Genomic DNA, 23,248 nt, shown 5'->3' on the forward strand with positions numbered 1-23,248 from the left:
GTTTTATTTTGTAAATTTGCCTGCGTTTAACAACGCAACATGACCACAAACCCTAAGTATATTTTTGTTACAGGCGGTGTGTCTTCCTCTCTCGGAAAAGGCATTATAGCTGCATCTTTGGCTAAACTCTTACAGGCCCAAGGCTACAGAACTACCATTCAAAAATTAGATCCTTATATCAATATAGATCCAGGCACTTTAAATCCTTATGAGCATGGCGAATGCTATGTTACAGATGATGGAGCAGAAACCGATTTAGATTTAGGACATTACGAACGTTTTTTAAATGTACCAACATCTCAGGCCAATAATGTTACCACTGGCAGAATTTACCAAAGCGTTATTGATAAAGAACGACGTGGTGAATTCTTAGGGAAAACAGTACAGGTTATTCCGCATATTACAGACGAGATAAAGCATAGAATTCAAATTCTTGGAAATTCTGGAGACTATGATATTGTTATTACTGAGATTGGTGGAACCGTTGGTGATATAGAGTCTTTACCTTATGTAGAAGCCGTGCGTCAGTTACAATGGGATTTGGGCGACCACAATGCCTTGGTTATACACCTAACCTTAGTACCTTACTTATCTGCAGCCGGAGAGTTAAAAACTAAACCCACACAGCACAGTGTAAAAACTTTGATGGAAAGTGGAGTACATGCAGATATTCTGGTCTGTAGAACTGAGCACGAATTAAGTGATGGGTTAAAAGCTAAATTGGCACGTTTTTGTAATGTAAAAAAAGAAGCGGTTATTCAGTCCATAGATGCGTCTACAATTTACGATGTGCCAAATTTAATGCTTGAAGAAGGTTTAGATAAAGTGGTATTAGAAAAATTGAACCTTAAAAGCGATGTGCCAGATTTAAATCGCTGGAACGAATTTTTAAAGCGTCATAAAAACCCAAAAAGTGAAGTTACTATTGGTTTAATAGGAAAATATGTAGAGCTTCAAGATTCTTACAAGTCTATTTTAGAAGCTTTTATTCATGCAGGAGCTGAAAATGAAGTTAAAGTCAAGGTAGAATCTATTCATTCCGAATACTTAAATGAAGATAATATAGATTTTAAACTTGGGCATCTTGATGGTGTTTTAGTAGCACCTGGTTTTGGTGAGCGTGGAGTAGAAGGTAAGATCGATGCAGTAAAATATGTTAGAGAAAATAATATTCCTTTTCTGGGCATTTGCTTAGGCATGCAAATGGCAGTTATAGAATATGCCAGAAATGTATTAAATCTTGATGATGCTAATTCTATTGAAATGGATGAGAGCACGCAAAACCCTGTTATCAATTTAATGGAATCACAGAAAAATGTGGTAAACAAAGGAGGAACCATGCGTTTAGGTGCCTGGGATTGTGATATCATTGAAAATAGTATTGCCTACAAGGTATATGGAAAAACACGTATAAAGGAACGTCACAGACATCGTTTTGAATTTAATGATGACTACAAGACTAAAATTGAAGCTGCTGGTATGAAAGCTACAGGTTTAAATCCAGAAACTGGGCTCGTTGAAATCATAGAAATACCAGAACATAATTGGTTTGTTGGTGTACAATATCACCCAGAGTATAAAAGTACAGTAGCCAACCCTCATCCACTTTTTGTGGCTTTTGTTGCTGCAGCATTAAAGTATAAGAATAAAAAATAATGTGCCACTTTGGCGCAAAATGAATTTTGGATAGCTTTTTGGGATATCAAAATCATTAATCAGTCAACCGCTTTTAGCGGATAAATAGTATGGAAGAAAAGAAACTAGATATCAACTCAATCGTAGGATTCATTCTAATTTTTGGAATCCTGGTGTACATGATGTATCAAAACACACCAACACCCGAAGAAGTTGAAGCACAGAAAAAAGCAGAGCAAGAACAAGTAGAGGCAGAACAAAAAGAAAGTAAGCAAAATGAAGCTGTAGTCACTACTGCACAAGATTACAGTACGACTAAAGTTTTAGATTCTACGCAACAAGTAGAACTTAAGAATAAAGTAGGAGCACTTTCTTACGCATTAACATTACCTGGCGAAGATATTACCACAGTACAAACTGATGTTTTTGAACTTAAGTTTAATAGAATGGGTGGTCATTTAGCTGAAGTTAAATTACGCAACTTTGTAGATTACGACTCGGTACCGATATATTTAGTAAAAGACAAAAACAGTGCTTTTAATATTACATTTGGCACTTCTGATAACAGAACCTTAAACACTCAGGATTTTCCTTTTCAACCTAGTGTTACTAAGAATGGTGAAAACACGGTAGTGTCTATGAAACTTAAGGTTTCTGAAACAGCTTTCTTAGAATATAGATATGAGCTAAAGCCTAATGATTATATGATTGATTTTTCAATCAAGTCTCAAGGGCTTAGTGGAGTATTCAATACATCTCAGCCTATTACTATAGACTGGAAACAAAAAGGAATGCGCCACGCCAAGAGTATTAGTTACGAAAACCGCTATACACGTTTAACCTATATGCATGATAAAGATCGTGTAGAGAAATTATCTCAAATGGGTGATGATGATGAAATTGTTGAAGATGTCGAGTGGTTATCTTACAGACAGCATTTCTTTAGCTCAATTTTAGTAGCTAATGATAAGCCTTTTAAAAAGGTAGAAATGACCTCTAAGAATTTAGTAGAAGATGAGGAAGTCGATACCTTATTCACTAAAATGTATACCTCCAAAATGCCATTGGCTTATAGTGGAGGCGAAATTAGCAAGGATTTAGGCTTGTATTATGGACCAACAGATTCAAAAACACTTAAAGCTTACGATAAAAGTTTAGAAGAAAGTATTCCGTTTGGATGGGGAATTTTTGGTTGGATTAATAAAGCATTATTTATTCCATTATTTGGATTTTTAAGTGGTTTCTTGCCTTATGGTATTGCTATTATCGTAATGACCATATTAGTTAAGATTATGCTGTCTTTTGTACAGTATAAGCAATTCTTGTCTCAGGCCAAGATGAAAATCTTAAAACCAGAGTTAGATGCCATTAGAGCTAAATACAAGGATAACAAAATGAAGGCTCAGCAAGAAACTATGGCATTACAGAGTAAAGCTGGTGCAAGTCCGTTGAGTGGCTGTTTGCCAGGTTTAATGCAGATTCCGGTGTTTTATGCCTTATTTATGTTCTTCCCAACGGCTTTTGATTTAAGACAGAAAAGCTTCCTTTGGGCAGACGATTTAAGTTCTTATGATTCTATTGCAGATTTACCATTTAACATTCCGTTTTATGGTGATCATGTGGCTCTATTTCCAATATTAGCTGCTATTGCCATTTTCTTTTATATGAAGATGACCACAGGTCAGCAAACGGCTATGCAAGGTCCACCACAAGAAGGGATGCCAGATATGAGCAAAATGATGAAGTACATGATCTACTTCTCCCCATTATTAATGTTAGTATTCTTTAATAACTATGCATCAGGATTAAGTTTGTACTACTTTATATCTAACCTTATTAGTATTGGTATTATGTTAGTAATAAAAAATTATATCATTGATGAAGAAAAAGTATTAGCCAAGATAGAAGTAAGTAAGAGTAAACCTAAAAAGCAGAACAGGTTTCAGAAAAAAATGGCTGAGATGATGGAGCAAGCAGAACAGCAAAAGCAAGCACAACAAAAGAAGAAGAAATAGCAGCACTTTATTATAAAAAATGAAAGCCTTAGTTTTACTAGGGCTTTTTTTATGTATTAGTTTAATCGTTTAATTTTGAATAGTTTCTAAGTATGCTGCGATTTATGAAGAGCTTAGCGATCTAATTAGAGACAACATTTCTAACCCACGAAAAGAAAATAACATGATACCAGAGTATATTAAAAACAGAAAAGGAGCACGAAGTTTAAAGGACCTTAATCCAGAAGTGATTGAATATTTAAATAGAGGCTTAATTGAAACTCGTAACTTAATGGAATGGTTGGCAACAGACCAATTAGCACTTTTAAAATTAGTTTTAAAAGATTTGGGCAAAGAAAATTGGTTTTCGGATTTTGAAGTTGCTATAAATGCTCAAAAGAAACCCACAGCCAATAGCAATACGAAAGTGATAGGTCAAACTTTAGGATTACTAACTTCAGATAGCTCAATATATGAAGCGTTACAAACGCATACCTCAGATTTAGTACGTTGTTGGTCTTGCTGGGCAGAGAGTACACATTATGATTCAATTCCTGAATTAATCAATGCTATGAAATCTTATGCGTCAGACACCCATTTTGGTGTAAGGGAAGTTGTCATTTTCGCCAGTAAAGAACGAATGATCGAAGAACTGGAAACTGCTATTTGTATACTATCAAAATGGACAAGTGACAAAGATGAGAATGTAAGACGTTTTGCAGTTGAGTCATTACGTCCTGTTGGTGTATGGACTAAGAAGATATCAGCTTTTCAAGAGCACCCAAAAAAAGGCATATCACTCATTGAACCTCTTAAATCCGACACATCAAAATACGTTCGCGATTCCGTTGGTAACTGGCTTAATGATGCAAGTAAGTCTCAGCCAGATTGGGTAAGATCTATTTGTAGCAAATGGGAAAAAGAATCTCCCACAAAAGAAACTGCTTATATTATTAAAAAAGGATTACGGACGATTAATAAATAGCTTTTAGTGTCTCTTTAAATTAGTATATAAAAAAAACCCAGATAAAAATCTGGGTTTTTCTACTAACTAAATCAATCAATATAAAAATGAGGTAATCAGCCTCGATCTTTCTCTTTTATTAGTTGCCAGGTCTTATGACTGTGTCAACTACATGTACAACACCATTTGTAGCTTGTATATCTACTAGTGTTGTAATTATTCCAATCTCACGGTCTAGCCCATCAGTAAGTGTAAACGCCGTATTGTCTGCAGTGATTTCTCCACCTAAAGTCATAACGGCTCCATTTGGTAATCCACTAGACTGTACGTTAGCATTAACAATATGCATTAGCAAAACAGCATCAGTAGTTGCAGCATTTAATTCTCCAGCACCTTCTCCAAAACCTGATAAACTTAATTCTGTCAACACATCACCAAAAGCTGTATTTGTAGGTGCAAATACTGTAAATGGACCAGCATCACCATCAGATACAACATCAATATAAGATGGTTGTACGGTTGGAGTACCAGTATCTGCAAATGCAAGTGCATCTACTAATGTAGATAAAGCACCATTTGTAGTTGCAAAAGTTGCAATTGTTGGTAAAGCTATAACGGCATCTATAATATGCACAGTTCCATTGGTAGCAGTTAAATCTGGGGTAGTTACATCAGCACCTCCTGTTACGTCAGAGCCACCATTGATTTCTACTGTTCCAGCAACTACGTTATAGTATAGGCTTAAAGTTGTATTTGTAACCGGACCTGGTGAAGCTGTTGATTCATAGCCAGAGCCACCATCAATTAATGCTTGCGCAGGAATACTGTTGCCAATAATTACATGGTTTAAAAGAATGTTTCTTACCAAAGTTTCTTGGTCAGCAGTTAAATTATCTAAATCTAATCCTGTAGCCATTAATAAGTCGTCGAATGCAGCATTATCTGGTGCAAATACTGTAAAAGGACCAGTACCTTGTAATGTGGTTACTAAATCTGTGGCTTGTAAAGCAGCGGCAAGAGAGGTTAATCCATTTGCTAAAGCAACATCAACAACTGTTGTTGATTGCACGCCTCCACCATTGTTGTCATCGTCATCACTACATCCAGTAACACCTAAAACCAATAGAAATACTGTGAGTAATTTGAAAGTTTTTGAAATAATTTTCATTTTTTTGAGTTTTTAAAATTGTTCAACATTGCACAAACATCAGTTTGTTTAACAAAAATAAAGAATGATTAAACAAAAATTATTTTCAATATTAATTTTAACATTAATTTTAACTTTTGGATATGCTCAAAAGTCGGTTAATCAGTTTGATAAAAACGGCGAACGTCATGGTCTATGGACGAAAAATTACCATAAGACCAATCAAAAACGTTATGAAGGTGTTTTTAACCATGGGAAAGAGATAGACACCTTTAAATACTATACGTTATCTAATGGGAAAAGTGTTTTGAGTGCAATAAAAGTTTTTAATGCTAAAAACAATATTGCTGAAGCAACATTTTACACCTCTAAGAAAATGGTAATTAGTAAAGGCAAAATGGATGGCAAGTTATATATTGGTGAGTGGATTTTTTATCATAAGAATACTACAAAACAAATGATTGTGGAGAATTATGATAGTAATGGAAAACTTAATGGCGAGCGCAAAGTATTTTACGAAACTGGAGTAATAGCCGAAATTGCAAACTATAAACAAGGTAAATTACATGGTGAATCAAAATGGTTTTTTAAAAGTAAAAAACCTCTAAGGCAATCTATATATCAAAGTGGTTTATTAGAGGGCAAGACTATCAACTATGATAGTAAAGGAAATGTAACCTCAGAAGGCAACTACAAAAAGGATAAAAAAGCTGGTATATGGAAATATTATAAAGGAGGAAAAATTACTAAAGAAATTGATCACACAAATCAAAAGGTGATTAAAAAATATGAATAGCTTTAAGTTATATGGTCTATAGCTTTTATGCATGGCAATCTTGTTTAGATTGCCTTTTTTATTTCGTAATTTTGCATAGATTTTTCGAACAAATAATTAAAGCGATCGTCGCCTAAGCGATAAGTAAACATGAAACGCGTAATTGTAGGACTTTCTGGAGGAGTAGATTCTAGTGTTGCAGCCTATCTTTTAAAAGAGCAAGGCTATGAGGTTATTGGTTTGTTTATGAAAAACTGGCATGATGATTCTGTAACTATTTCTGATGAATGTCCATGGTTAGAAGATAGTAATGATGCTATGTTAGTAGCTGATAAATTGGGTATACCTTTTCAAACCGTAGATTTAAGTGTGCAGTACAAAGAGCGTATCGTAGATTATATGTTTAATGAATACGAAAAAGGACGTACACCAAATCCAGATATATTATGTAATCGCGAAATAAAGTTCGATGTCTTTATGGATATTGCTATGGAACTTGGAGCAGATTATGTAGCAACAGGTCATTACTGTAGAAAAGGCACAATTACAAAGCATGGGAAAGAAGTACATCAACTCTTGGCTGGTGTTGATGCTAATAAAGATCAATCCTATTTTTTGTGTCAATTATCTCAAGAACAATTAGCAAAAGCTTTGTTTCCAATTGGAGAACTGACTAAGCCAGAAGTTAGAGAAATTGCTAAAGCTCAAGATCTAATTACTGCGGAAAAGAAAGATTCACAAGGTCTGTGTTTTATTGGTAAAGTACGATTGCCAGATTTTTTACAACAGCAACTTAAACCAAAAGAAGGCGTAATTGTTGAAGTACCAGATTCTTTTAAAACCTATAATCAAGCTATTCCAGAATTCGACTCTAAAGAAAATGAACTGGCTTTTATGGCTAAGAAACCCGAATACTCGGTTTCAGATGGTACTGTGGTAGGTCAGCATCAAGGAGCACATTATTTTACTAAAGGACAACGTAAAGGTTTAGCTGTCGGTGGTACTAAAGAGCCATTGTTTGTTATTGAAACTGATGTAGAAGATAATGTGATTTACACTGGTCAGGGGAAAAATCATCCAGGCTTACTTAGAAACGTACTTTTTGTTTCTAATGACGAATTACATTGGATACGAGAGGATTTAGCATTAGGAAATGGTGAGACCATGAATGTAATGGCAAGAATTAGATATCGTCAACCTTTAGAAAAGGCAACACTTTACAAGGTAGCTTCAGGACTGTATGTAGCGTTTGAGAATAAACAATCTGCGATTACTGAAGGGCAATTTGTAGCCTGGTACACAGATGATGAATTATTAGGTTCAGGAGTTATTTCTTAAATTGCAATAAAAGAAAAGCTATGATTAGAAAATTAACCATGCTTTTATTGCTCCTTATCACAATAAATAGCTACGCTCAAGAAGACGCTTGGGTATATCTCAGCGATAAACCCAATACATCTGCTGCATTAAGCAACCCAATTTCTATTCTTACCCAAAAAGCTATAGACAGAAAACAGAACCATGGAATAGCTATTGATGCCAGAGATGTTCCGGTTTATGAAACTTACATTGCCGATTTAAAATCACAAACAGGAATCACAGTTTTAGCAAAGTCTAAGTGGTTTAATGCAGTACATGTTAGAGGAACCGAAACAGATATTTCAGCTTTAAGCAGTTTACCTTATGTAGATAACATAGATTTTGCAAACAATAGCTTAGATGCACTTTCGCGTTCATCAGCTATTGATAATAAGAATGACATTGAAGATGAAAATATATTATTTACCTACGGAAATACTCAGAACCAGGTTGAAATGATTAATGCAGACGATTTACATCTTGATGATTTTACTGGTGAAGGTATTACGATTGCGGTAATGGATTCGGGATTTCCAAATGTAAATACCATGGGAGCATTTCAACGCTTAAGAGACAATGGCGATTTGTTAGATGGTTATGATTTTGTTAATCGCAATGCAGATGTATATGCCAATACGGCGAGTTCTCATGGAACGCGAGTATTAAGTACAATGGCGGCTTTTGTACAAGATGAATTTGTTGGTACTGCTCCAGATGCTTCCTATTATTTGTTTCTTACTGAGGATGTGGGTAACGAAAACCCGGTTGAGGAAAGCTATTGGGTAGAAGCTGCCGAACGTGCAGATAGTCTGGGAGTTGATATGATTAATAGCTCTTTAGGATATCGTGTATTTGACAATTCTAATTACGACTATACTCCAGCAGATATGAATGGTCAGGTTGCATTTATTACCAAAGGTGCTTCCATGGCTGCCGAAAAAGGAATTTTGGTTGTGGTTAGTGCTGGTAATTCAGGAGCTTCTACCTGGCAAACAGTTAGTGCACCAGCAGATTCACCAGATGTATTATCCATAGGTGGAGTAAATGAAAATGGTAATTATGTTTCGTTTAGCTCGCAAGGAGGTGCAGCACAAGTTGGGTATCAAAAACCAGATGTTGTAGCCAGAGGAGGATCTGCTTTTGTTATTGATGAGAATAATACGATTACGCAAAATAACGGCACCTCTTTTAGTGGTCCGATTTTATGTGGAGGAATAGCATCTTTATGGCAAGCCATTCCAGATGTATCACCAACTCAAATTATGGATTTGGTAAGACAATCGGCTTCTCAGTTTGCCACACCAGATGATTTATTAGGTTATGGTATCCCAGATTTAGCATTAGCTAGGACTTTAGGATTAGAACAAACCTCTATTGAAGATTTTAGCTTTTATCCTAACCCTGTTAAGGATGAATTAAACTTTAATCGACCTGTAGATACCAATAATTTTGAGATATCAATCTATAATCAATTAGGTCAGCAGGTTGAAGGCATAGTAATTTCTTTAGAAACTAATCATCTTAATGTCTCAGCTTTAGCTTCTGGGATCTATTTGATGAAAGTGTCTTCACAACAAAATACAAGAACTTTAAAATTTATCAAGCAATAAATGGCAAACAGAATCACCTCTCTTTTTAATATCAAATATCCAATCATTCAAGCCGGAATGATTTGGAACAGTGGTTGGAGACTCGCTTCGGCAGCAAGTAACTCAGGGATTTTAGGTTTAATCGGAGCAGGTTCTATGTATCCTGATGTATTACGAGAGCATATCCAAAAATGTAAGGCTGCTACTGATAAACCTTTTGGAGTTAACGTGCCAATGCTATATCCAAACATTGAAGAGATTATGGATATCATTGTAGAAGAAGGAGTAAAGATTGTATTTACCTCTGCAGGTAATCCAAAAACCTGGACCCAATGGTTACAAGACAAAGGGATTACTGTGGTACATGTGGTAAGTTCTGTAAAGTTTGCTTTAAAAGCTCAAACGGCTGGAGTGGATGCCGTAGTAGCTGAAGGTTTTGAAGCTGGAGGTCATAATGGTAGAGATGAAACCACAACCTTAACCTTGATTCCTATGGTGAAAGAACAGTTAGAGATTCCTTTAATTGCGGCAGGTGGTATCGCTACTGGAAAAGCCATGTTAGCTTGTATGGTTTTGGGAGCCGATGGAGTACAGGTAGGTAGCCGATTTGTGGCCAGTGAAGAATCCTCAGCACATGAGGCTTTTAAACAAGTGGTAGTCGATGCTAAAGAAGGCGATACACAACTCACACTAAAAGAATTAGCACCAGTACGACTTATTAAAAACAAATTCTACAACGAGTTACAAGAACTCTATAAAACCGCACCAACGCCAGAGCAACTTAAAGAACTGCTAGGTAGAGCCAGAGCCAAACGTGGTATGTTTGAAGGTGACTTGGACGATGGCGAATTAGAAATTGGCCAAATCGCAGGTTTAATCCATGATGTAAAACCAGTTGCTGAAATCGTAGAGGATATGGTTGCTGAGTTTGAGGATGCAAAACGGTATATTGCTTCATTTTAGGCAAGACTACATAAAATTCCAATAGATCATATCTTATGTAGATCTAATTTTTTCGCATGCTTTTAATTTTATCATTCATCTCCACAATCCATTCATTTACCCACTTCTTCCCTTTTTTAGTCGGATCAGAATTTAATTTATCAATAGTTATTTTATAGTGTTTTATTGCCAGTTCATTTCTACCTAATTCCATATAAGCCTCAGCCAGTACTTCCCATGTACCTGCATTATCTGGCATTGCAATTGTCGCTAATTTTAAGAAATTCAATGCATTTTCAAAATCTTCTTTTAACCAGTAATTCCATGAAACTGCATTGAACTCACTTAATGTAAAATAGTAATCATTGTTTTGTAACCCCATTTCTCTGGCTTTGGCAGAAACATACTGAAAATCATTCTTTGCGTATAATAAAGACAATCTTTCTACTCCCGATATTTTAATTTTTTCTATTGACTTTTCTTGTAAAATGCTCTTTATCTGTTTGTTAATATTGCTCAGGTAGGGTGTTTTTGCATTGGATATTAAGAAATAGGTGTAATCATCATCAAGAGCAATTCTAAAAAAGCAATTTTCACCTTCAGAACCACCTCTATGGCCAACATAACGTTTACCATTTACAGGTTCTAACTGCCATCCTCTAGCATACATATGTCGCTTTCCATTTTTTAGTTGTGCTGGTGTAAGCATCTTTTTGAAGGTTTCATCCTTTATAATCTTTCCCGTTTGAAGAGCTCTGCTAAACTTCCAAAGATCTTCAAGTGTAGAATTGAGACCGCCAGCTCCTTTTCTATTTCTAAAATAAAAGTCAAGATATTTTTGGTAATCTTCATGACTGTCTAAAGGAACGTAACTACTTTTCTCAACAGATAACGCATGTGCTTTCGCAAGGTTAGATTCGTCTTTTATAAGAACTAATCGTTTTGTTTCTTTCATCTTAGAAGGTTCGAATATTAATTCTTTTAAAAGCGTATCATATGTTTTTTTAGAAGCTCTTTCAGCGATTCCTGCCAAAAACATGTATCCAGCATTAGAATATGAAAACTTTTCTCCTGCAGGGAATTCTTGTTTTGGCGTATACTGTTCGTACAATTTAAAAAGGTCCTCATTTGTCATGTTATTGGACATATTCCAATATTTCTTTACCAAATTATCATAGTAAAATGGAATCCCAGATGTATGGGTTAGAAGATGATCTATAGTAATTTCCTTGTAAGGAAGTTCTGGAAAAAACTCAACCAGTTTACTCTCTGTTGTAAAATATTCTAACTCTACCATTCGCATAATTAAAGTTGCTGTCAAAGATTTGTTTACTGATGCAATGCCAAATGAATTTGTTATATCTAATGGTTGTTTTGTTTCTATATTGGCATACCCATACACTTTTGTAAATAGGATACTATCTTTATTTCCAATCATAAAACCGCCATTGAATTGTTGTTCTGAATTTAGCTTAGACAATAGTTGATCTATGACCTCAATTTTCTTTGCGCTATTATTTTGACAACTAGAAAAATTGCTCCATAATAGGAGTAGAATTACGATTTTATGTACTAATGAAGAATTATTGCTACTAGATCTTGTTTCCATGTTTTACGATATTAATAGTTTGGTAGCAAATGTAATATCTGTACACATGATGACTAAAGAAAGTATTTCCTATATCGCGATATAGGAAAAATGATTTCATTTTTTTTGATCTTTAAATTGCTTTGGAGTAAGCCCCGTTTCTTTTTTAAATAAGTAATAGAATCTACTATTGGAAGAAAACCCTGAATTTTGCGCAATACCGAAAATTGAAAGGTTCTTATTATCTGGATCAAGTAGATTTTTTTTTGCTTCTCCAAGTCGGTATTTTAAAAGATATTCCGAAAAACTAAGTCCTAAATTTTGATTGATTACTTGAGAAATATGTCTCGATTGAATTTTTACCAACCCTGAAAAAGTATGTAATGTTAAGTTCTTAATTAAGAATAATTTTTCCTCTTGCATAGCTTTTTCTATTGTCTTTAAGTATTGCGTTGTTGTCTCATTAGATAATTGCGATGATTTATACTTTGCAGGCTTTATTCCAAACTCATTATCTGAATTCATTTCTTTATATGCAATATAAAAAATTGGAATTGCCAATAAGGATGTAAAACTTCTTCTCAGCTCATTGGGAAAAAACTCAGAACCAAAGCCTCTAAAAATATGAACAATCAAATAAAGAGAAACAAGAAAGGTCATTGTATATAAAGAAGGTAATATCCAGCTAAAAAATTGTTTTGATTCTTTATAATTTTTAAGACTATGTTTAATAGACAACAATAAATAAATGCTAATTTGTATGATCGAAATAATCTGGAGGTTTATAATATGACCATTGCTGTTAAATAGAATATCAAACATAGCAATGAAGATATAAGGCGTTGTATTAGAGAGCACTAACTTTCTGGTCAGTTTCCTGTCATGATATATTACATATAAATACAGTAAAGGACCAACAAACCAAATCACATGGTTAGAAATTCTAATCCATACTGATTCTACATCCAAAAAAGGATAGAAATAATTATAAGTTCTTATAGAAAGAATAGCAAAGCAAAAACAGAGAAATCCTAATAACTGGTTCAATAACTGCTCTCCTTTCTTCTTCAAGAAAAAGTGGACTACTAAAAACAGTGCTTGAGCAGCTATAATTAAGTTTATTATTGAAAGAAATTTTATCATTACTACGTCATATTATACTTAAGCTATAAACGAAAGGTGGTCCAGTTACATAACTTTTAATTGGCACTATAAGATTAGTATTGAAATATAAGAAAAAGAATGATGTGTTTATGTTTTAGGAGAGATGTAAAACCAGTGGCTGAGATGGTAGAGGATTTAGTTGCTGAGTTGAGAAAATAGAATAGGAAATCATATCAAAATAAATATAAGACTACTGATTATCTGAAAAATACGTAGTTCTACGTATTGATTTTTCGTTTATATAAGTTTAAATTAGCTTGTTTAAACAAATTAAGCTAAAATATGACACTAGAATTAATTGTACTTTTAATTTTTTCATTCGTACTGGTTTTATACGGTTGGGCAAAATCTTCCGAAAAAAAACCACATAATTTTTCAACTGAAAAAAAACAACTTAATTTATGGCAAACTACATTTGGTGTTTTTTCTGTTGTTGGTGGTGGAGAATTTATTTATGTCACAGAACTCTCTTATCAATTTGGGGTTTTTAGTTGTACGCTATTTTTGGGTTTTTCTATTGGTTGCTTTTTGTTTCTAACTCTTTATAAAAAGGTGAGACAGTTTAATTCTTATGATTGGGAAAAAGAGAGCAAATATGATATTCACTCAATACCTGATATTTCGTTTTTATATTTCAATAAGGTTTCGTCAAGAATTTCAACGGTCTATATGTTACTTTCTTTAGGTGCCTTACTCCTAATTCAATTTGCCCTTGGAGGTATGATGATAGAAATTCTGACGGGATTTCCTCAAGCGTATAGTATAGTTTTAATGTCTGTAATTGTCAGTATTTATACAATCGGAGGTGGTTTCAAAAGTGTGTTAGCAACAGATATTGTGCAAATCGTAGTGCTATTTATTGCGTTTATCATCATGTGTGTTTTCTTCGAACCTAATTTAATAACTGATTTTAATCAAAATTTATCTATAATTAATCAGACTGCTCAAGTTCCAGATTTGAAAACTTTATCGGTTTTAATAATAGGAGGAATATGTTGGGTTTTTGGGGGAAGTGATATTTGGTTAAGAATAACTTCAGCAAAATCAAACTCTATTGCTAAAAAATCACTTATTTGGAACGGTATTGCTCTGATAATATTTGGAATTTTGGTAGCAATTCTTGGAGCAAAGATTGCCGTAGCAAATCCCAATTTTGAAGCTTCAAATGCATTTATAGAAACACTTAATACGATAAATGATAATTACCTTAAAATTGCAGTAATACTTGGTTTGTTTGCGGGATTAGTTTCAACTGCTGACACAGAACTTCATGCAATATCTGACATATTAAGTAAAGAACTATGGAGACATGAAAACGTTGCAATTTCAGTTAAAAGGCAAAGATTGACTATGGTTTTTGTTTCAATAGTTACCGTTATCATTGCTATCGTTTTTAAAGATGTACTCATTGATGTTTATCTAGTTTTATTAAATGTATTTATAATATTAGGAAGCTACATGTTGATGACGTTATTAAAGAGGGGAAACAATTTGACCTCCATTATATCGCTTTCATTAAGTGGAATTATACTTATTTATATAGCGATTTATCCTCCCGATAACTTTTTATATGCCTTACTTGTAGCATTACCACCGTTAGTTATTATGTCTTTTGTAAAAAACCAAAATGCCAATAAATATGAATAATATTCGACTTATTTCTACATCTGCCGTATTTTGGGGATCACTATTATGTTTTGTAGTTTCAGTTATTCTTAATGCTTTTAATTCTAAACAGGCTCCAATAGAAATAGTAATTCTTTCAGGCCTTTTAGTTGTGTCCTACTATTGCAATATTCTTTTTTTTTCATCTCAAGAAGAAGATCGATTCAATGGGAAAAATGAAGACGATACCTTAAGAAAATATGTGTTTTTTAGTCATGCATTATTTGTAGTTCTTGCTGGTCTAGCGGTTGCTGTATTATCGTTGAATTCTAGTTTAACATTAATGTTCCTTTTAGTTCTATCCTTTTTAGGGCTTTTGAGTTGGTTAATCAATGCAACCTATTTAAAATGGGATAATAGTAATTGGCAGAAAAATTTAATTGGAATAGTATTCGATTTATCAAGTTTTTCATTTGTGATATACTTAACGTTATATCCAGCGATTAAGGATGTGGAGGCAGGTATTGTAGGCTTTATATTTATATTTATTTTACATGTTTCGATAAATATATTTGAACCCCTAAAAAAGGCTATAGCTGGAACATGGCATTTGTTTGCTGCAAAAAGTAAAGATTAGTAAGATATTTATTTCTAGAAAGAAGAAGATAGTTATAATTAAGAAATATTAGAAAAAGGAAGATAAAGTGAATTATTAGTTTCCAAATTTTCATTTTTGTTTGAAGTATTATGTAAACATGATTTTGTCAAATCTAGCTATACTTTATTACTGAATCTAAAATCAAAATCTAAACACTACTTTTGCTTTATGCAAAGTTTACTCCAGGAAATAAGCAATCGCTGTTTTTTAAGTTCAGAATTACAGCAGCGAATTCTAAAGGATTTTGAGCTCATAGAGACTAAAAAAGGCGAAAACATACTAACTGATGGGAGCAAAGCCAATTACCTGTACTTTATTAAAAAAGGGGTGTTGCACAATTATTACTACCATGATGGCAAGCAGATCTCGTCCTGGTTTTATAATGAGAACCAATTCATTACCTCTTGGTATAGTTTCTATGCGCAAAAGCAAAGTTTTGAAGAAATAGAATGTTTGGAGGATTCGGTATTGTACCAAATTAGTTATTCAGGCTACCAAAAACTCATTGCCAATTTTCCTGCTTTTGGCAATTTTGCAAGACTGCTTGCAGAAGAGATGCTCACCTTTATAGATGAGTTCTCTAAAGGCTGGTCGTTTCTTACCGCGAAAGAAAAGTACCAATTACTACTCAATTATTTTCCAGATATAGAACAACGTGTTAAGCTAGGTTATATCGCTTCTTTTTTAGGCATTTCTCAAGAGACCTTGAGTCGCATCCGCAAATAGATTTTTTGATATAAGTCAAAAGTAATACTTTTCATAGTCCTCATTTTTGTATAAAATATTTAAGTATGAAAAATTCAACGTTATTATTTAGAAGCTTAACCATCATTGTTTTTGTGTCTGGTATTACACATTTAGCAAGTTATGCATCACAAAAAGAGGCTGTTAATTATGGTTATAAAGAACCTGTAGATTCACACCAGAAACAAGAGCTTACTGCGGATGAAGCTTCAGAGAACACTACTGACTATAATCTGGAAACAGATTATATCCTTGGCAAATGGAAAGTAACCTACAACAGCAAAGATTTTAAAGGTGCTGTAGTCTATAGTATTAAAAAAAAGGGAGAGACTTTTAATGCCTATACCCATCAATATTTAGATGAAAAAGGTTATGCTGAAAAAGCAGAAGGTGCTAAAACTTTAACCATTACATCTTTTGATGGTTATAAAGGAAAAGGTGTATATGTTTTTGACTATAAGAACGAAAAACATCAAGTCGATTGCCAGATTGATATGGTAGACGAAAACACCTTTAAGTTAAGCTATGATTATTATGGTTATAGTGATGTAGAAACCTGGAAAAGACAGTAGTTATGATTGAATTTTTATCAGAAAAACTAGACTGGATAGATGTACAATATTGGTTTTACATTTTTAATAATTTAAGTCTCATCTACATCATCCTTCCATTTTTTGTATTAGAGCTCATTAGGTATGCTTACTTAAAAAAGTTAAATAAGGATTTAATTTTAGACAGTATTGCCAATGTTATCACTTTTGGTGGATTCTTTTTAGTAGAAATAATATTGGGTCTTTTAGCGATAACCAAGGTGTATTTTTGGGTGTACAACAACTTTAGTTTGCCACATTTAGAATTAAACGGGGTAACCATTATCACCTGTATTTTGTTGGCAGATTTCGCCTACTATTGGGAACACAGAATGATGCATAGAATAGGTATTGGTTGGGCAACGCATACGGTTCATCATAGTTCGCCTCATTTTAATATGTCTGTTGCGTACCAATTTGGACCTTTAGACGCTATTTTACCTGTTGTATTTTCGTTGCCTTTAGTGATGCTTGGTTTTGATCCTGTTTTGGTATTGTTGAGTGAAGTCTTTGTTCAGGTGTTTCAAACCTTATTGCATACAGAGATTATAGGTAAACTAACCAAGCCAGTAGAATTCATTTTTAATACACCATCTCATCATCGTGTGCATCATGGTTCTAACAGACAGTATTGGGACAAAAACTATGCTGGTATTTTCATCATTTGGGACAGACTTCTTGGGACTTTTGAGCCCGAAGTAGAAAAAGTACGTTATGGTATTTCAGAACCACTTAATAGTCATAATCCAATTAAAGTGTTTTTTCATGGCATATCAAGACTTATTAGAAAATTGAAAAAAGTAAAAGGATTCAAAAACAAACTACTTGTTTTTGTAAAACCACCAGATTGGATGCCTAAAGGCATCAACCAATAATAAATTATTGAGTATGAAAGCGAATAACCCGATTTTTGCAGATTTATCTACCTATTCATTAAAGGAAACAATGTTCTTTTATGAAGATGTTTTTAACTGGAAATATTATAAAAGCAACGATTATTATTTAGCCTATAAAAATGATAAAGAAGTCGTTGGTTTATATGAAACTCCAGAAAAATTTAAACAAATGCGCATGCCGCACTTTTGGATGACTTATATACAAGTAAATGATGTTAGTACTACTGTTGCGAAAGCCAGGGCATTAGGTGGTATTATTGAAATGGAACAATCATTAGATAGTTTTGGCAAGGTTGCATTAATCAGAGACCCACAAGGAGCAGGTTTTACGATTTATGAAGGAGATCAACTAAAATCTACAAGAACTCAAAATGAACCTGACACTTTAATCTGGAATGAGTTACATGTTTCTGATGCTCAAAACATTATCCCTTTTTATGAAGGTATTTTTGATTGGCAATTTCATGAAGCAAGTGTAGGTTATTTTAAAATATATAACAGTAATAACAAACATATTGCAGATACCTTAGAAATTAGCAATAGTGATAAAGGGAAGTATGAATATTGGGTTTGTGTTTTTGGTGTTAGTAGTATAGAGAAAACCAAAAGTAGGATTCTAAATAATGGAGGGACTATGGTTAATGATGATGGAGAAAGAATCTTCTATACGGATCACTCTGGTCAGGCATTTTTTTATATTAAAGAAGTCTTATGAGTCATAAGCTTTAACTAATTACGAAACTGTCAAACTTATAAATTGAATGTATTTAATTACAGATTAATGTTATTTCGTACAACTAAAGTCTAAGTACTACTTCTACGTTATAGCTTTTGCAACTTTACTAAATGATTTAGCATAATCTTATTTAAAACACGTATTGTTTTCTGTAGGCATTTGGCGTTATAGAGGTATATTTTAAAAAGAGTTTTCTAAAGGTTTTTGGGTCATTGTAACCAACATCAAACTGTATAGCAGAAATACTATCACTACTACTTACAAGCAATTCTTTGGCTTTTTCAATCCTAACACGTTGTAAATAGGCGTTGGGAGTATTTCCGCAGCTCAACTTAAATCGCCTTACTAAAGTTCTTTCTCCAAGATTGCAATGGGCAGCGACTTCTGCGTTGGTAATTTTTCTCATATAGTTTTGCTCAATATATTGTTGCGCTTTTAAGATGTTACTATCCGAATGATCTTTTTGTGCATTAAACAATACAAACTGGCCTTGAGAATTATTATTATAGTTAATTTGAAATACACCTATTGCCCACTGTGTAGCTTCTTTACCATAAAACCGATCAATTAAATAAATAATTAAATTTAAAAAAGAGAAAGCGCCTCCATTTGTAAAAATTTTTTGATCTTCTGTGATAATGTTATGCTTACGATGTTTGGCTTTGGGAAATAGCCTTTTAAACTCCTGTGTTTGTAACCAATGTGTGGTACATCGTTTATTGTTGAGAAGACCTGCACCACCAAGTAAGAAGGCTCCAGAGCATATACTGGCAATATAGGCTCCTTTGTTATACTGTTTTACCAACCAATTACAAAGCGCTTGGTTATCTTCGATTGCTTTCTCAATATTAGATTGTATGGCAGGTACAATAATTAGATCGGCTTTTTTAATTTCATGAAATTTTGCTTGTGCATGTAGAGAAAAAAGGCCACCAACTATGGATTGTTTTTTTTTACTACCTGCCAAAATTAATCGGGTATTGGAGTTAGTAAATTGTATAATAGAAGACAGTATTTTGTAACTCCCAGAAATACTACTGACTACTACATCTGCATCAGGAACCGCAATGACTATATTATTTAATTTACGCACAGATTCTCAATTTTAATTAAAAAGGTAATTTGTCCAAATTTACCCTCTTTTTGGCAAAAAAGCAAAACAAGAATATAGGTAGAACCTTTAATTTTGATTGTGAATTATATGAGGCTTTGTACACTTTTATTCATAAAAGTAAGCCTTATGCTAAAATTTTAATCATGAAATTAATTACATTATTTACGGCACTGATTGTATCTACTATGATATTTTCTCAAGAGACAACGGATTATAAAAAACCTGCTATCGATATTTTAACTCAAACCTATAAGGTATTAGATGACAAAGTTTCAAACCTTACTGAAGCAGAATTAAGGTATGTACCACAAGATGATGGATGGTCTATCTTAAATAATTTAGAACATTTGGCATTTGTAGAAAAAGTATTGAATAAAGGGTTGAGTGATATGATCGAAGCCGGAGATATTCAAACTGATAAAGACTTAAGCATGAATGATTGGCTAGTAATTTCGCAAGTGACAGACAGAACTAATAAAGCAAAGACACCACCAAAATTTGAACCACAACCAGAACTTAAGGATAAAGGAAGAGATTATTTTATGGCTGAAATCAAAAAGTACAGAGATCATACACTTTGGCTAATAAAAGATTCAAAACTTAATCTGCGCAAAATTTTCGGGCCCTATCTTTATGGTGAAGCTGACGGCCTTCAACAAGCTTTAATAATAGGAGCACATTGTTATCGTCATACTGTTCAAATTGATGAGGTTTTAAAAGAGATGTACTCTGAAAAGGAAAAAGAATAATATAGAAGTTGAAGACAATACATACTATTAAGCAAAATAATTAATGTACGACAAAGTGCTATTTTCTTTACTTAAAACCTCTACTTTTGCGCTATGTTTTTGCGCAACTACACCAAAGAGTTTAAATACAATCTAAGACTAGCTTCCCCAGTGATTTTGGGTATGCTTGGGCATACCTTTGTGAGTTTTGTAGATAATGTGATGGTTGGGCAATTAGGCGCTGCAGAATTAGCAGCGGTATCTTTGGGTAATAGCTTTATTTTTATTGCCATGTCCATTGGTATTGGGTTTTCTACTGCGATTACACCTTTAGTAGCTGAAGCAGATTCTGAGCAAAACTTTATTAAAGGCAAATCTGTTTTTAAACATGGGTTTTTTCTGTGTACGGTTTTAGGTTTAGTACTTTTTTTAATGGAATTGGTAGCAAAACCTTTAATGTATGTGATGGATCAGCCAGAAGAAGTGGTGGAGCTCGCTATTCCGTATTTAGATTTAGTAGCTTTTTCGTTAGTGCCTTTAATTGTCTTTCAGGCATTTAAGCAATTTAGTGATGGTTTATCCTTAACTAAATATCCTATGTATGCAACGATAGTAGCTAATGTGCTTAATGTAACCATTAACTATGTGCTGATTTTTGGAAAGTTTGGTTGTCCTCAAATGGGCATTGTTGGTGCAGCTGTTGGGACCTTAGCATCGCGCTTTGTTATGCTCTTTTTCTTATGGTGGTTGTTAGCTAAAAAGGAAAAATCTAAGGCTTATGTTACGAATATAAAGTTCTTTAAACTCAGTAAGCAGCCACTCAAAAAATTAACAAATCTTGGTCTACCTAGTGCTATGCAAATGTTTTTTGAGGTTGGTATTTTTACAGCTGCAATATGGCTTAGTGGTACGTTAGGTAAAAATGCACAAGCCGCCAACCAGATTGCTTTAAACTTATCTTCTATGACCTTTATGGTAGCTATGGGATTAAGTGTTGCAGCTATGATACGTGTAGGTAATCAAAAAGGGCTAAAAGATTTTAGAGCCTTAAAGCGTATTGCAGAATCTATATTTTTAGTAGGCTTTATTTTTGCTGTAGTATTTGCTCTGTTCTTTGTTGTTTTTCATACAGCATTACCAGATTTGTATGTCGATTTAGATGATCCTGCAAATGCAGTAGATACAGTAGAAGTAGTGAAAATAGCATCAACCTTATTATTGGCTGCAGCAGTGTTTCAGATTAGTGATAGTCTTCAGATTATTGCGCTTGGGGCTTTGCGTGGCTTACAAGATGTTATGATTCCAACTCTGATTACCTTTATTTCGTATTGGGTTGTTGGTTTTCCGATTAGTTATTTTTTAGGTAAAGAAGATGCTTATGGAAGTCTGGGAATCTGGCTTGGACTACTCGCTGGGTTGAGTGTCGCAGCAATTTTATTGTATTTTAGGTTTAATTATTTGACGAAGCGTTTAATTTTGCAACAAGATAAAAGTTAAAATATGGAACTACCAAAGTTTATACTTGGCGATAATACCGATTATCCAGATGCAATTTTCATTATACATACAGAGTTTCCGAGATTCATAATCAATCTTGAAAATGATGAAGTCGAGTGGTTTGAAGAATTTGATCAGCATGACCAAAAGGAATTAGAAACCGAAACAGAAAATTATATAAAACAAGCCACAGCGTTTTATGATAGGGAAGTGGCAAGATACGATGACTAATGCTGGATAAACTTTTAGATTTAGATACTCAATTTTTTCTTTACCTAAATAAATTAGGGTCGCCTACTTGGGATAACTTGTGGTTGATTATTACAGACGAATTTACTTTTGCACCACTTTATGCTGTGCTTTTATTCCTGATTTATAAAAAATATGGTGCAAAATCATTGCTTATTATGGTTTTGGTTATAGCAGCTATGATAACCTTTACAGATCAAATAACCAACCTCTTTAAAGATGGCTTTATGCGTCCAAGACCTTGTCGCTTAGATGAGCTAAAGGCAGACGGTATGCGTTTTATTGCTGAACGCTGTGGTAAGTATGGATTCTTTTCTGGACATTCATCAAATTCAATGGCAGCAGCTGTGTTTGGAGGTTTGGTCTTACGACCTTATTTTAAAAATTTAATATTTTTCCTTTTACTTTGGAGTTTTATAGTTGCCTACAGTAGAATTTATGTTGGAGTGCATTATCCAATAGATATCTTATGCGGAATGACCTTTGGAGCATTGGCAGGTTTTGGATTTTACAAATTGAATACTTATTTACTCAAACGAATAGTTACTCATTAGATTCTGTAATTTTATAATTTATATATTTTTTCTTCATCCAGAGGTAGGCAAAACAATCTATAAAAGGACCAAATAATCTATTTCTTAATCCAAATTTTGCAGTGCCAGCTACTCTGGGGAAATGCCGAACAGGAATTTGTTTTACTTTACCATTTTGTAATATAACCATAGCTGGAAGAAAACGATGTAAGCCTTTAAACATAGGTATGCGCTTAGCGTATTCTGTTTTTATGACCTTAAGCGGACAACCTGTATCATCCATACCGTCGCGAGTAAAGGCACGCCTGATACTATTGGCAATTTTTGAAGATATTTGCTTTATAAAAGTATCTTTTCGGTTTAAACGTACACCAGTTACCATATCATAAGAATCTATATACTCTAATAGTATATTAAAATCTTCTGGGGAGGTTTGTAAATCAGCATCTATGTAGCCAACCAACTCAGAATCTACATGGTCAAAACCAGCTTTAATGGTAGCACTTAGACCTTTGTTTTCGTTAAATGAAATATAAGCGAAAGCATTATTACTTTGGCAAATAGTTTTAATTAAAGAGAGGCTACTGTCCGAAGACCCATCATTAACAAATAAAACTGTAGTAGAAACAGAAGCTATTTTTAGGTACTTAGAGAGTTCATTCTCAACACGCTTAAGATTATCTTCTTCGTTATAAACAGGAACTATGATGGTGAACATGTACTTCATATAGTCTGTAATTA

At 33.7% G+C, this 23,248-nt stretch carries 22 protein-coding genes; 17 read left to right on the forward strand and 5 right to left on the reverse strand.

Annotation, left to right across the window (positions count from 1 at the left end):
• The first annotated feature begins 39 nt into the window (after positions 1–39).
• The 3 genes from Q0912_RS13640 to Q0912_RS13650 all read left to right on the forward strand — a co-directional run bounded on the left by Q0912_RS13640 (position 40) and on the right by Q0912_RS13650 (position 4,614).
• A complete protein-coding gene (locus Q0912_RS13640; protein ID WP_299116029.1) occupies positions 40–1,656 on the forward strand; it encodes a CTP synthase in 1,617 nt (538 codons plus the stop codon).
• Positions 1,657–1,745: 89 nt separating this feature from the next.
• Positions 1,746–3,650, forward strand: coding sequence for a membrane protein insertase YidC (gene yidC, locus Q0912_RS13645; protein ID WP_299116031.1), 1,905 nt, complete (start codon positions 1,746–1,748; stop codon positions 3,648–3,650).
• A gap of 163 nt (positions 3,651–3,813) precedes the next feature.
• Positions 3,814–4,614, forward strand: a complete 801-nt coding sequence (locus tag Q0912_RS13650) for a DNA alkylation repair protein (protein ID WP_299116033.1) — start codon at positions 3,814–3,816, stop codon at positions 4,612–4,614.
• A gap of 118 nt (positions 4,615–4,732) precedes the next feature.
• Here the strand turns inward: Q0912_RS13650 and Q0912_RS13655 are convergent, their stop codons facing one another.
• Positions 4,733–5,761, reverse strand: coding sequence for a fasciclin domain-containing protein (locus Q0912_RS13655; protein ID WP_299116035.1), 1,029 nt, complete (start codon positions 5,759–5,761; stop codon positions 4,733–4,735).
• Positions 5,762–5,825: 64 nt separating this feature from the next.
• Between Q0912_RS13655 and Q0912_RS13660 the strand changes: the two genes are divergently transcribed.
• From Q0912_RS13660 to Q0912_RS13675, 4 genes are all read left to right on the forward strand, one after another.
• Positions 5,826–6,536, forward strand: a complete 711-nt coding sequence (locus Q0912_RS13660) for a toxin-antitoxin system YwqK family antitoxin (protein WP_299116037.1) — start codon at positions 5,826–5,828, stop codon at positions 6,534–6,536.
• A gap of 129 nt (positions 6,537–6,665) precedes the next feature.
• Positions 6,666–7,853, forward strand: a complete 1,188-nt coding sequence (gene mnmA, locus Q0912_RS13665) for a tRNA 2-thiouridine(34) synthase MnmA (RefSeq protein ID WP_299116039.1) — start codon at positions 6,666–6,668, stop codon at positions 7,851–7,853.
• A 20-nt stretch (positions 7,854–7,873) separates the two neighbouring features.
• Positions 7,874–9,484, forward strand: a complete 1,611-nt coding sequence (locus tag Q0912_RS13670; protein ID WP_299116041.1) for a S8 family serine peptidase — start codon at positions 7,874–7,876, stop codon at positions 9,482–9,484.
• On the forward strand, positions 9,485–10,426 hold the full coding sequence (locus tag Q0912_RS13675; protein ID WP_299116043.1) for a nitronate monooxygenase: 942 nt from the start codon (positions 9,485–9,487) through the stop codon (positions 10,424–10,426). It abuts the gene before it with no gap.
• 43 nt (positions 10,427–10,469) lie between these two features.
• Here the strand turns inward: Q0912_RS13675 and Q0912_RS13680 are convergent, their stop codons facing one another.
• Together Q0912_RS13680 and Q0912_RS13685 are read right to left on the reverse strand one after the other, a co-directional pair.
• The gene (locus Q0912_RS13680; RefSeq protein ID WP_299116045.1) at positions 10,470–12,014 is read right to left on the reverse strand and encodes a serine hydrolase; all 1,545 of its coding nucleotides are present in this window, start codon (positions 12,012–12,014) and stop codon (positions 10,470–10,472) included.
• A 96-nt stretch (positions 12,015–12,110) separates the two neighbouring features.
• The gene (locus Q0912_RS13685; RefSeq protein WP_299116047.1) at positions 12,111–13,136 is read right to left on the reverse strand and encodes a response regulator transcription factor; all 1,026 of its coding nucleotides are present in this window, start codon (positions 13,134–13,136) and stop codon (positions 12,111–12,113) included.
• 303 nt (positions 13,137–13,439) lie between these two features.
• Between Q0912_RS13685 and Q0912_RS13690 the strand changes: the two genes are divergently transcribed.
• The 6 genes from Q0912_RS13690 (at position 13,440) to Q0912_RS13715 (ending at position 18,365) form a co-directional block, all read left to right on the forward strand.
• Positions 13,440–14,804: a hypothetical protein gene (locus Q0912_RS13690; RefSeq protein ID WP_299116049.1), complete on the forward strand. Its 1,365-nt coding sequence runs from the start codon at positions 13,440–13,442 to the stop codon at positions 14,802–14,804.
• A complete protein-coding gene (locus Q0912_RS13695; protein ID WP_299116051.1) occupies positions 14,797–15,399 on the forward strand; it encodes a hypothetical protein in 603 nt (200 codons plus the stop codon). The genes Q0912_RS13690 and Q0912_RS13695 overlap by 8 nt, the downstream gene beginning before the upstream one ends.
• Positions 15,400–15,588: 189 nt before the next feature.
• Entirely contained in the window at positions 15,589–16,146 is a 558-nt protein-coding gene (locus tag Q0912_RS13700) for a Crp/Fnr family transcriptional regulator (RefSeq protein ID WP_299116053.1), read from the forward strand.
• Between the two features lie 65 nt (positions 16,147–16,211).
• Positions 16,212–16,736: a hypothetical protein gene (locus Q0912_RS13705; RefSeq protein WP_299116055.1), complete on the forward strand. Its 525-nt coding sequence runs from the start codon at positions 16,212–16,214 to the stop codon at positions 16,734–16,736.
• Between the two features lie 2 nt (positions 16,737–16,738).
• On the forward strand, positions 16,739–17,629 hold the full coding sequence (locus tag Q0912_RS13710; protein ID WP_299116057.1) for a sterol desaturase family protein: 891 nt from the start codon (positions 16,739–16,741) through the stop codon (positions 17,627–17,629).
• A 13-nt stretch (positions 17,630–17,642) separates the two neighbouring features.
• A complete protein-coding gene (locus Q0912_RS13715) occupies positions 17,643–18,365 on the forward strand; it encodes a VOC family protein (RefSeq protein ID WP_299116059.1) in 723 nt (240 codons plus the stop codon).
• A 151-nt stretch (positions 18,366–18,516) separates the two neighbouring features.
• Here Q0912_RS13715 and Q0912_RS13720 read toward each other — a convergent pair whose 3' ends face one another.
• The gene (locus Q0912_RS13720; protein WP_299116061.1) at positions 18,517–19,479 is read right to left on the reverse strand and encodes a helix-turn-helix domain-containing protein; all 963 of its coding nucleotides are present in this window, start codon (positions 19,477–19,479) and stop codon (positions 18,517–18,519) included.
• Between the two features lie 164 nt (positions 19,480–19,643).
• Here Q0912_RS13720 and Q0912_RS13725 point away from each other — a divergent pair, with 164 nt between their 5' ends.
• The 4 genes from Q0912_RS13725 to Q0912_RS13740 all read left to right on the forward strand — a co-directional run bounded on the left by Q0912_RS13725 (position 19,644) and on the right by Q0912_RS13740 (position 22,528).
• Positions 19,644–20,249, forward strand: coding sequence for a DinB family protein (locus tag Q0912_RS13725; RefSeq protein WP_299116063.1), 606 nt, complete (start codon positions 19,644–19,646; stop codon positions 20,247–20,249).
• 93 nt (positions 20,250–20,342) lie between these two features.
• Positions 20,343–21,725, forward strand: a complete 1,383-nt coding sequence (locus Q0912_RS13730) for an MATE family efflux transporter (protein WP_299116066.1) — start codon at positions 20,343–20,345, stop codon at positions 21,723–21,725.
• Between the two features lie 3 nt (positions 21,726–21,728).
• On the forward strand, positions 21,729–21,956 hold the full coding sequence (locus tag Q0912_RS13735) for a hypothetical protein (RefSeq protein ID WP_299116068.1): 228 nt from the start codon (positions 21,729–21,731) through the stop codon (positions 21,954–21,956).
• Positions 21,956–22,528 (forward strand): phosphatase PAP2 family protein, encoded by a 573-nt coding sequence (locus Q0912_RS13740; RefSeq protein ID WP_299116070.1) that lies wholly within the window; start codon positions 21,956–21,958, stop codon positions 22,526–22,528. The genes Q0912_RS13735 and Q0912_RS13740 overlap by 1 nt, the downstream gene beginning before the upstream one ends.
• On the opposite strand, the gene Q0912_RS13745 is transcribed toward Q0912_RS13740, so the two are convergent.
• Positions 22,518–23,234 carry a glycosyltransferase gene (locus tag Q0912_RS13745; RefSeq protein ID WP_299116072.1) on the reverse strand — a complete coding sequence of 239 codons (717 nt, stop codon included), beginning with the start codon at positions 23,232–23,234 and terminating at the stop codon, positions 22,518–22,520. The genes Q0912_RS13740 and Q0912_RS13745 overlap by 11 nt on opposite strands.
• Between the last annotated feature and the right edge of the window lie 14 nt (positions 23,235–23,248).

Origin of the sequence: uncultured Winogradskyella sp. (assembly GCF_947498345.1) — a bacterium.
In the GTDB taxonomy this organism is placed as follows: domain Bacteria; phylum Bacteroidota; class Bacteroidia; order Flavobacteriales; family Flavobacteriaceae; genus Winogradskyella.

Bases quoted from the DNA above. Each gene is read 5' to 3' on its own strand.
- Q0912_RS13735 (WP_299116068.1), top strand. From the start codon at position 21,729: ATGGAACTACCAAAGTTTATACTTGGCGATAATACCGATTATCCAGAT.
- mnmA (WP_299116039.1), top strand. From the start codon at position 6,666: ATGAAACGCGTAATTGTAGGACTTTCTGGAGGAGTAGATTCTAGTGTT.
- Q0912_RS13655 (WP_299116035.1), bottom strand. From the start codon at position 5,761: ATGAAAATTATTTCAAAAACTTTCAAATTACTCACAGTATTTCTATTG.
- Q0912_RS13745 (WP_299116072.1), bottom strand. From the start codon at position 23,234: ATGAAGTACATGTTCACCATCATAGTTCCTGTTTATAACGAAGAAGAT.
- Q0912_RS13705 (WP_299116055.1), top strand. From the start codon at position 16,212: ATGAAAAATTCAACGTTATTATTTAGAAGCTTAACCATCATTGTTTTT.
- Q0912_RS13670 (WP_299116041.1), top strand. From the start codon at position 7,874: ATGATTAGAAAATTAACCATGCTTTTATTGCTCCTTATCACAATAAAT.
- Q0912_RS13685 (WP_299116047.1), bottom strand. From the start codon at position 13,136: ATGATAAAATTTCTTTCAATAATAAACTTAATTATAGCTGCTCAAGCA.
- Q0912_RS13700 (WP_299116053.1), top strand. From the start codon at position 15,589: ATGCAAAGTTTACTCCAGGAAATAAGCAATCGCTGTTTTTTAAGTTCA.
- Q0912_RS13640 (WP_299116029.1), top strand. From the start codon at position 40: ATGACCACAAACCCTAAGTATATTTTTGTTACAGGCGGTGTGTCTTCC.
- Q0912_RS13660 (WP_299116037.1), top strand. From the start codon at position 5,826: ATGATTAAACAAAAATTATTTTCAATATTAATTTTAACATTAATTTTA.
- Q0912_RS13650 (WP_299116033.1), top strand. From the start codon at position 3,814: ATGATACCAGAGTATATTAAAAACAGAAAAGGAGCACGAAGTTTAAAG.
- Q0912_RS13740 (WP_299116070.1), top strand. From the start codon at position 21,956: ATGCTGGATAAACTTTTAGATTTAGATACTCAATTTTTTCTTTACCTA.
- Q0912_RS13690 (WP_299116049.1), top strand. From the start codon at position 13,440: ATGACACTAGAATTAATTGTACTTTTAATTTTTTCATTCGTACTGGTT.
- Q0912_RS13675 (WP_299116043.1), top strand. From the start codon at position 9,485: ATGGCAAACAGAATCACCTCTCTTTTTAATATCAAATATCCAATCATT.
- Q0912_RS13710 (WP_299116057.1), top strand. From the start codon at position 16,739: ATGATTGAATTTTTATCAGAAAAACTAGACTGGATAGATGTACAATAT.
- yidC (WP_299116031.1), top strand. From the start codon at position 1,746: ATGGAAGAAAAGAAACTAGATATCAACTCAATCGTAGGATTCATTCTA.
- Q0912_RS13715 (WP_299116059.1), top strand. From the start codon at position 17,643: ATGAAAGCGAATAACCCGATTTTTGCAGATTTATCTACCTATTCATTA.
- Q0912_RS13725 (WP_299116063.1), top strand. From the start codon at position 19,644: ATGAAATTAATTACATTATTTACGGCACTGATTGTATCTACTATGATA.
- Q0912_RS13680 (WP_299116045.1), bottom strand. From the start codon at position 12,014: ATGGAAACAAGATCTAGTAGCAATAATTCTTCATTAGTACATAAAATC.
- Q0912_RS13730 (WP_299116066.1), top strand. From the start codon at position 20,343: ATGTTTTTGCGCAACTACACCAAAGAGTTTAAATACAATCTAAGACTA.
- Q0912_RS13695 (WP_299116051.1), top strand. From the start codon at position 14,797: ATGAATAATATTCGACTTATTTCTACATCTGCCGTATTTTGGGGATCA.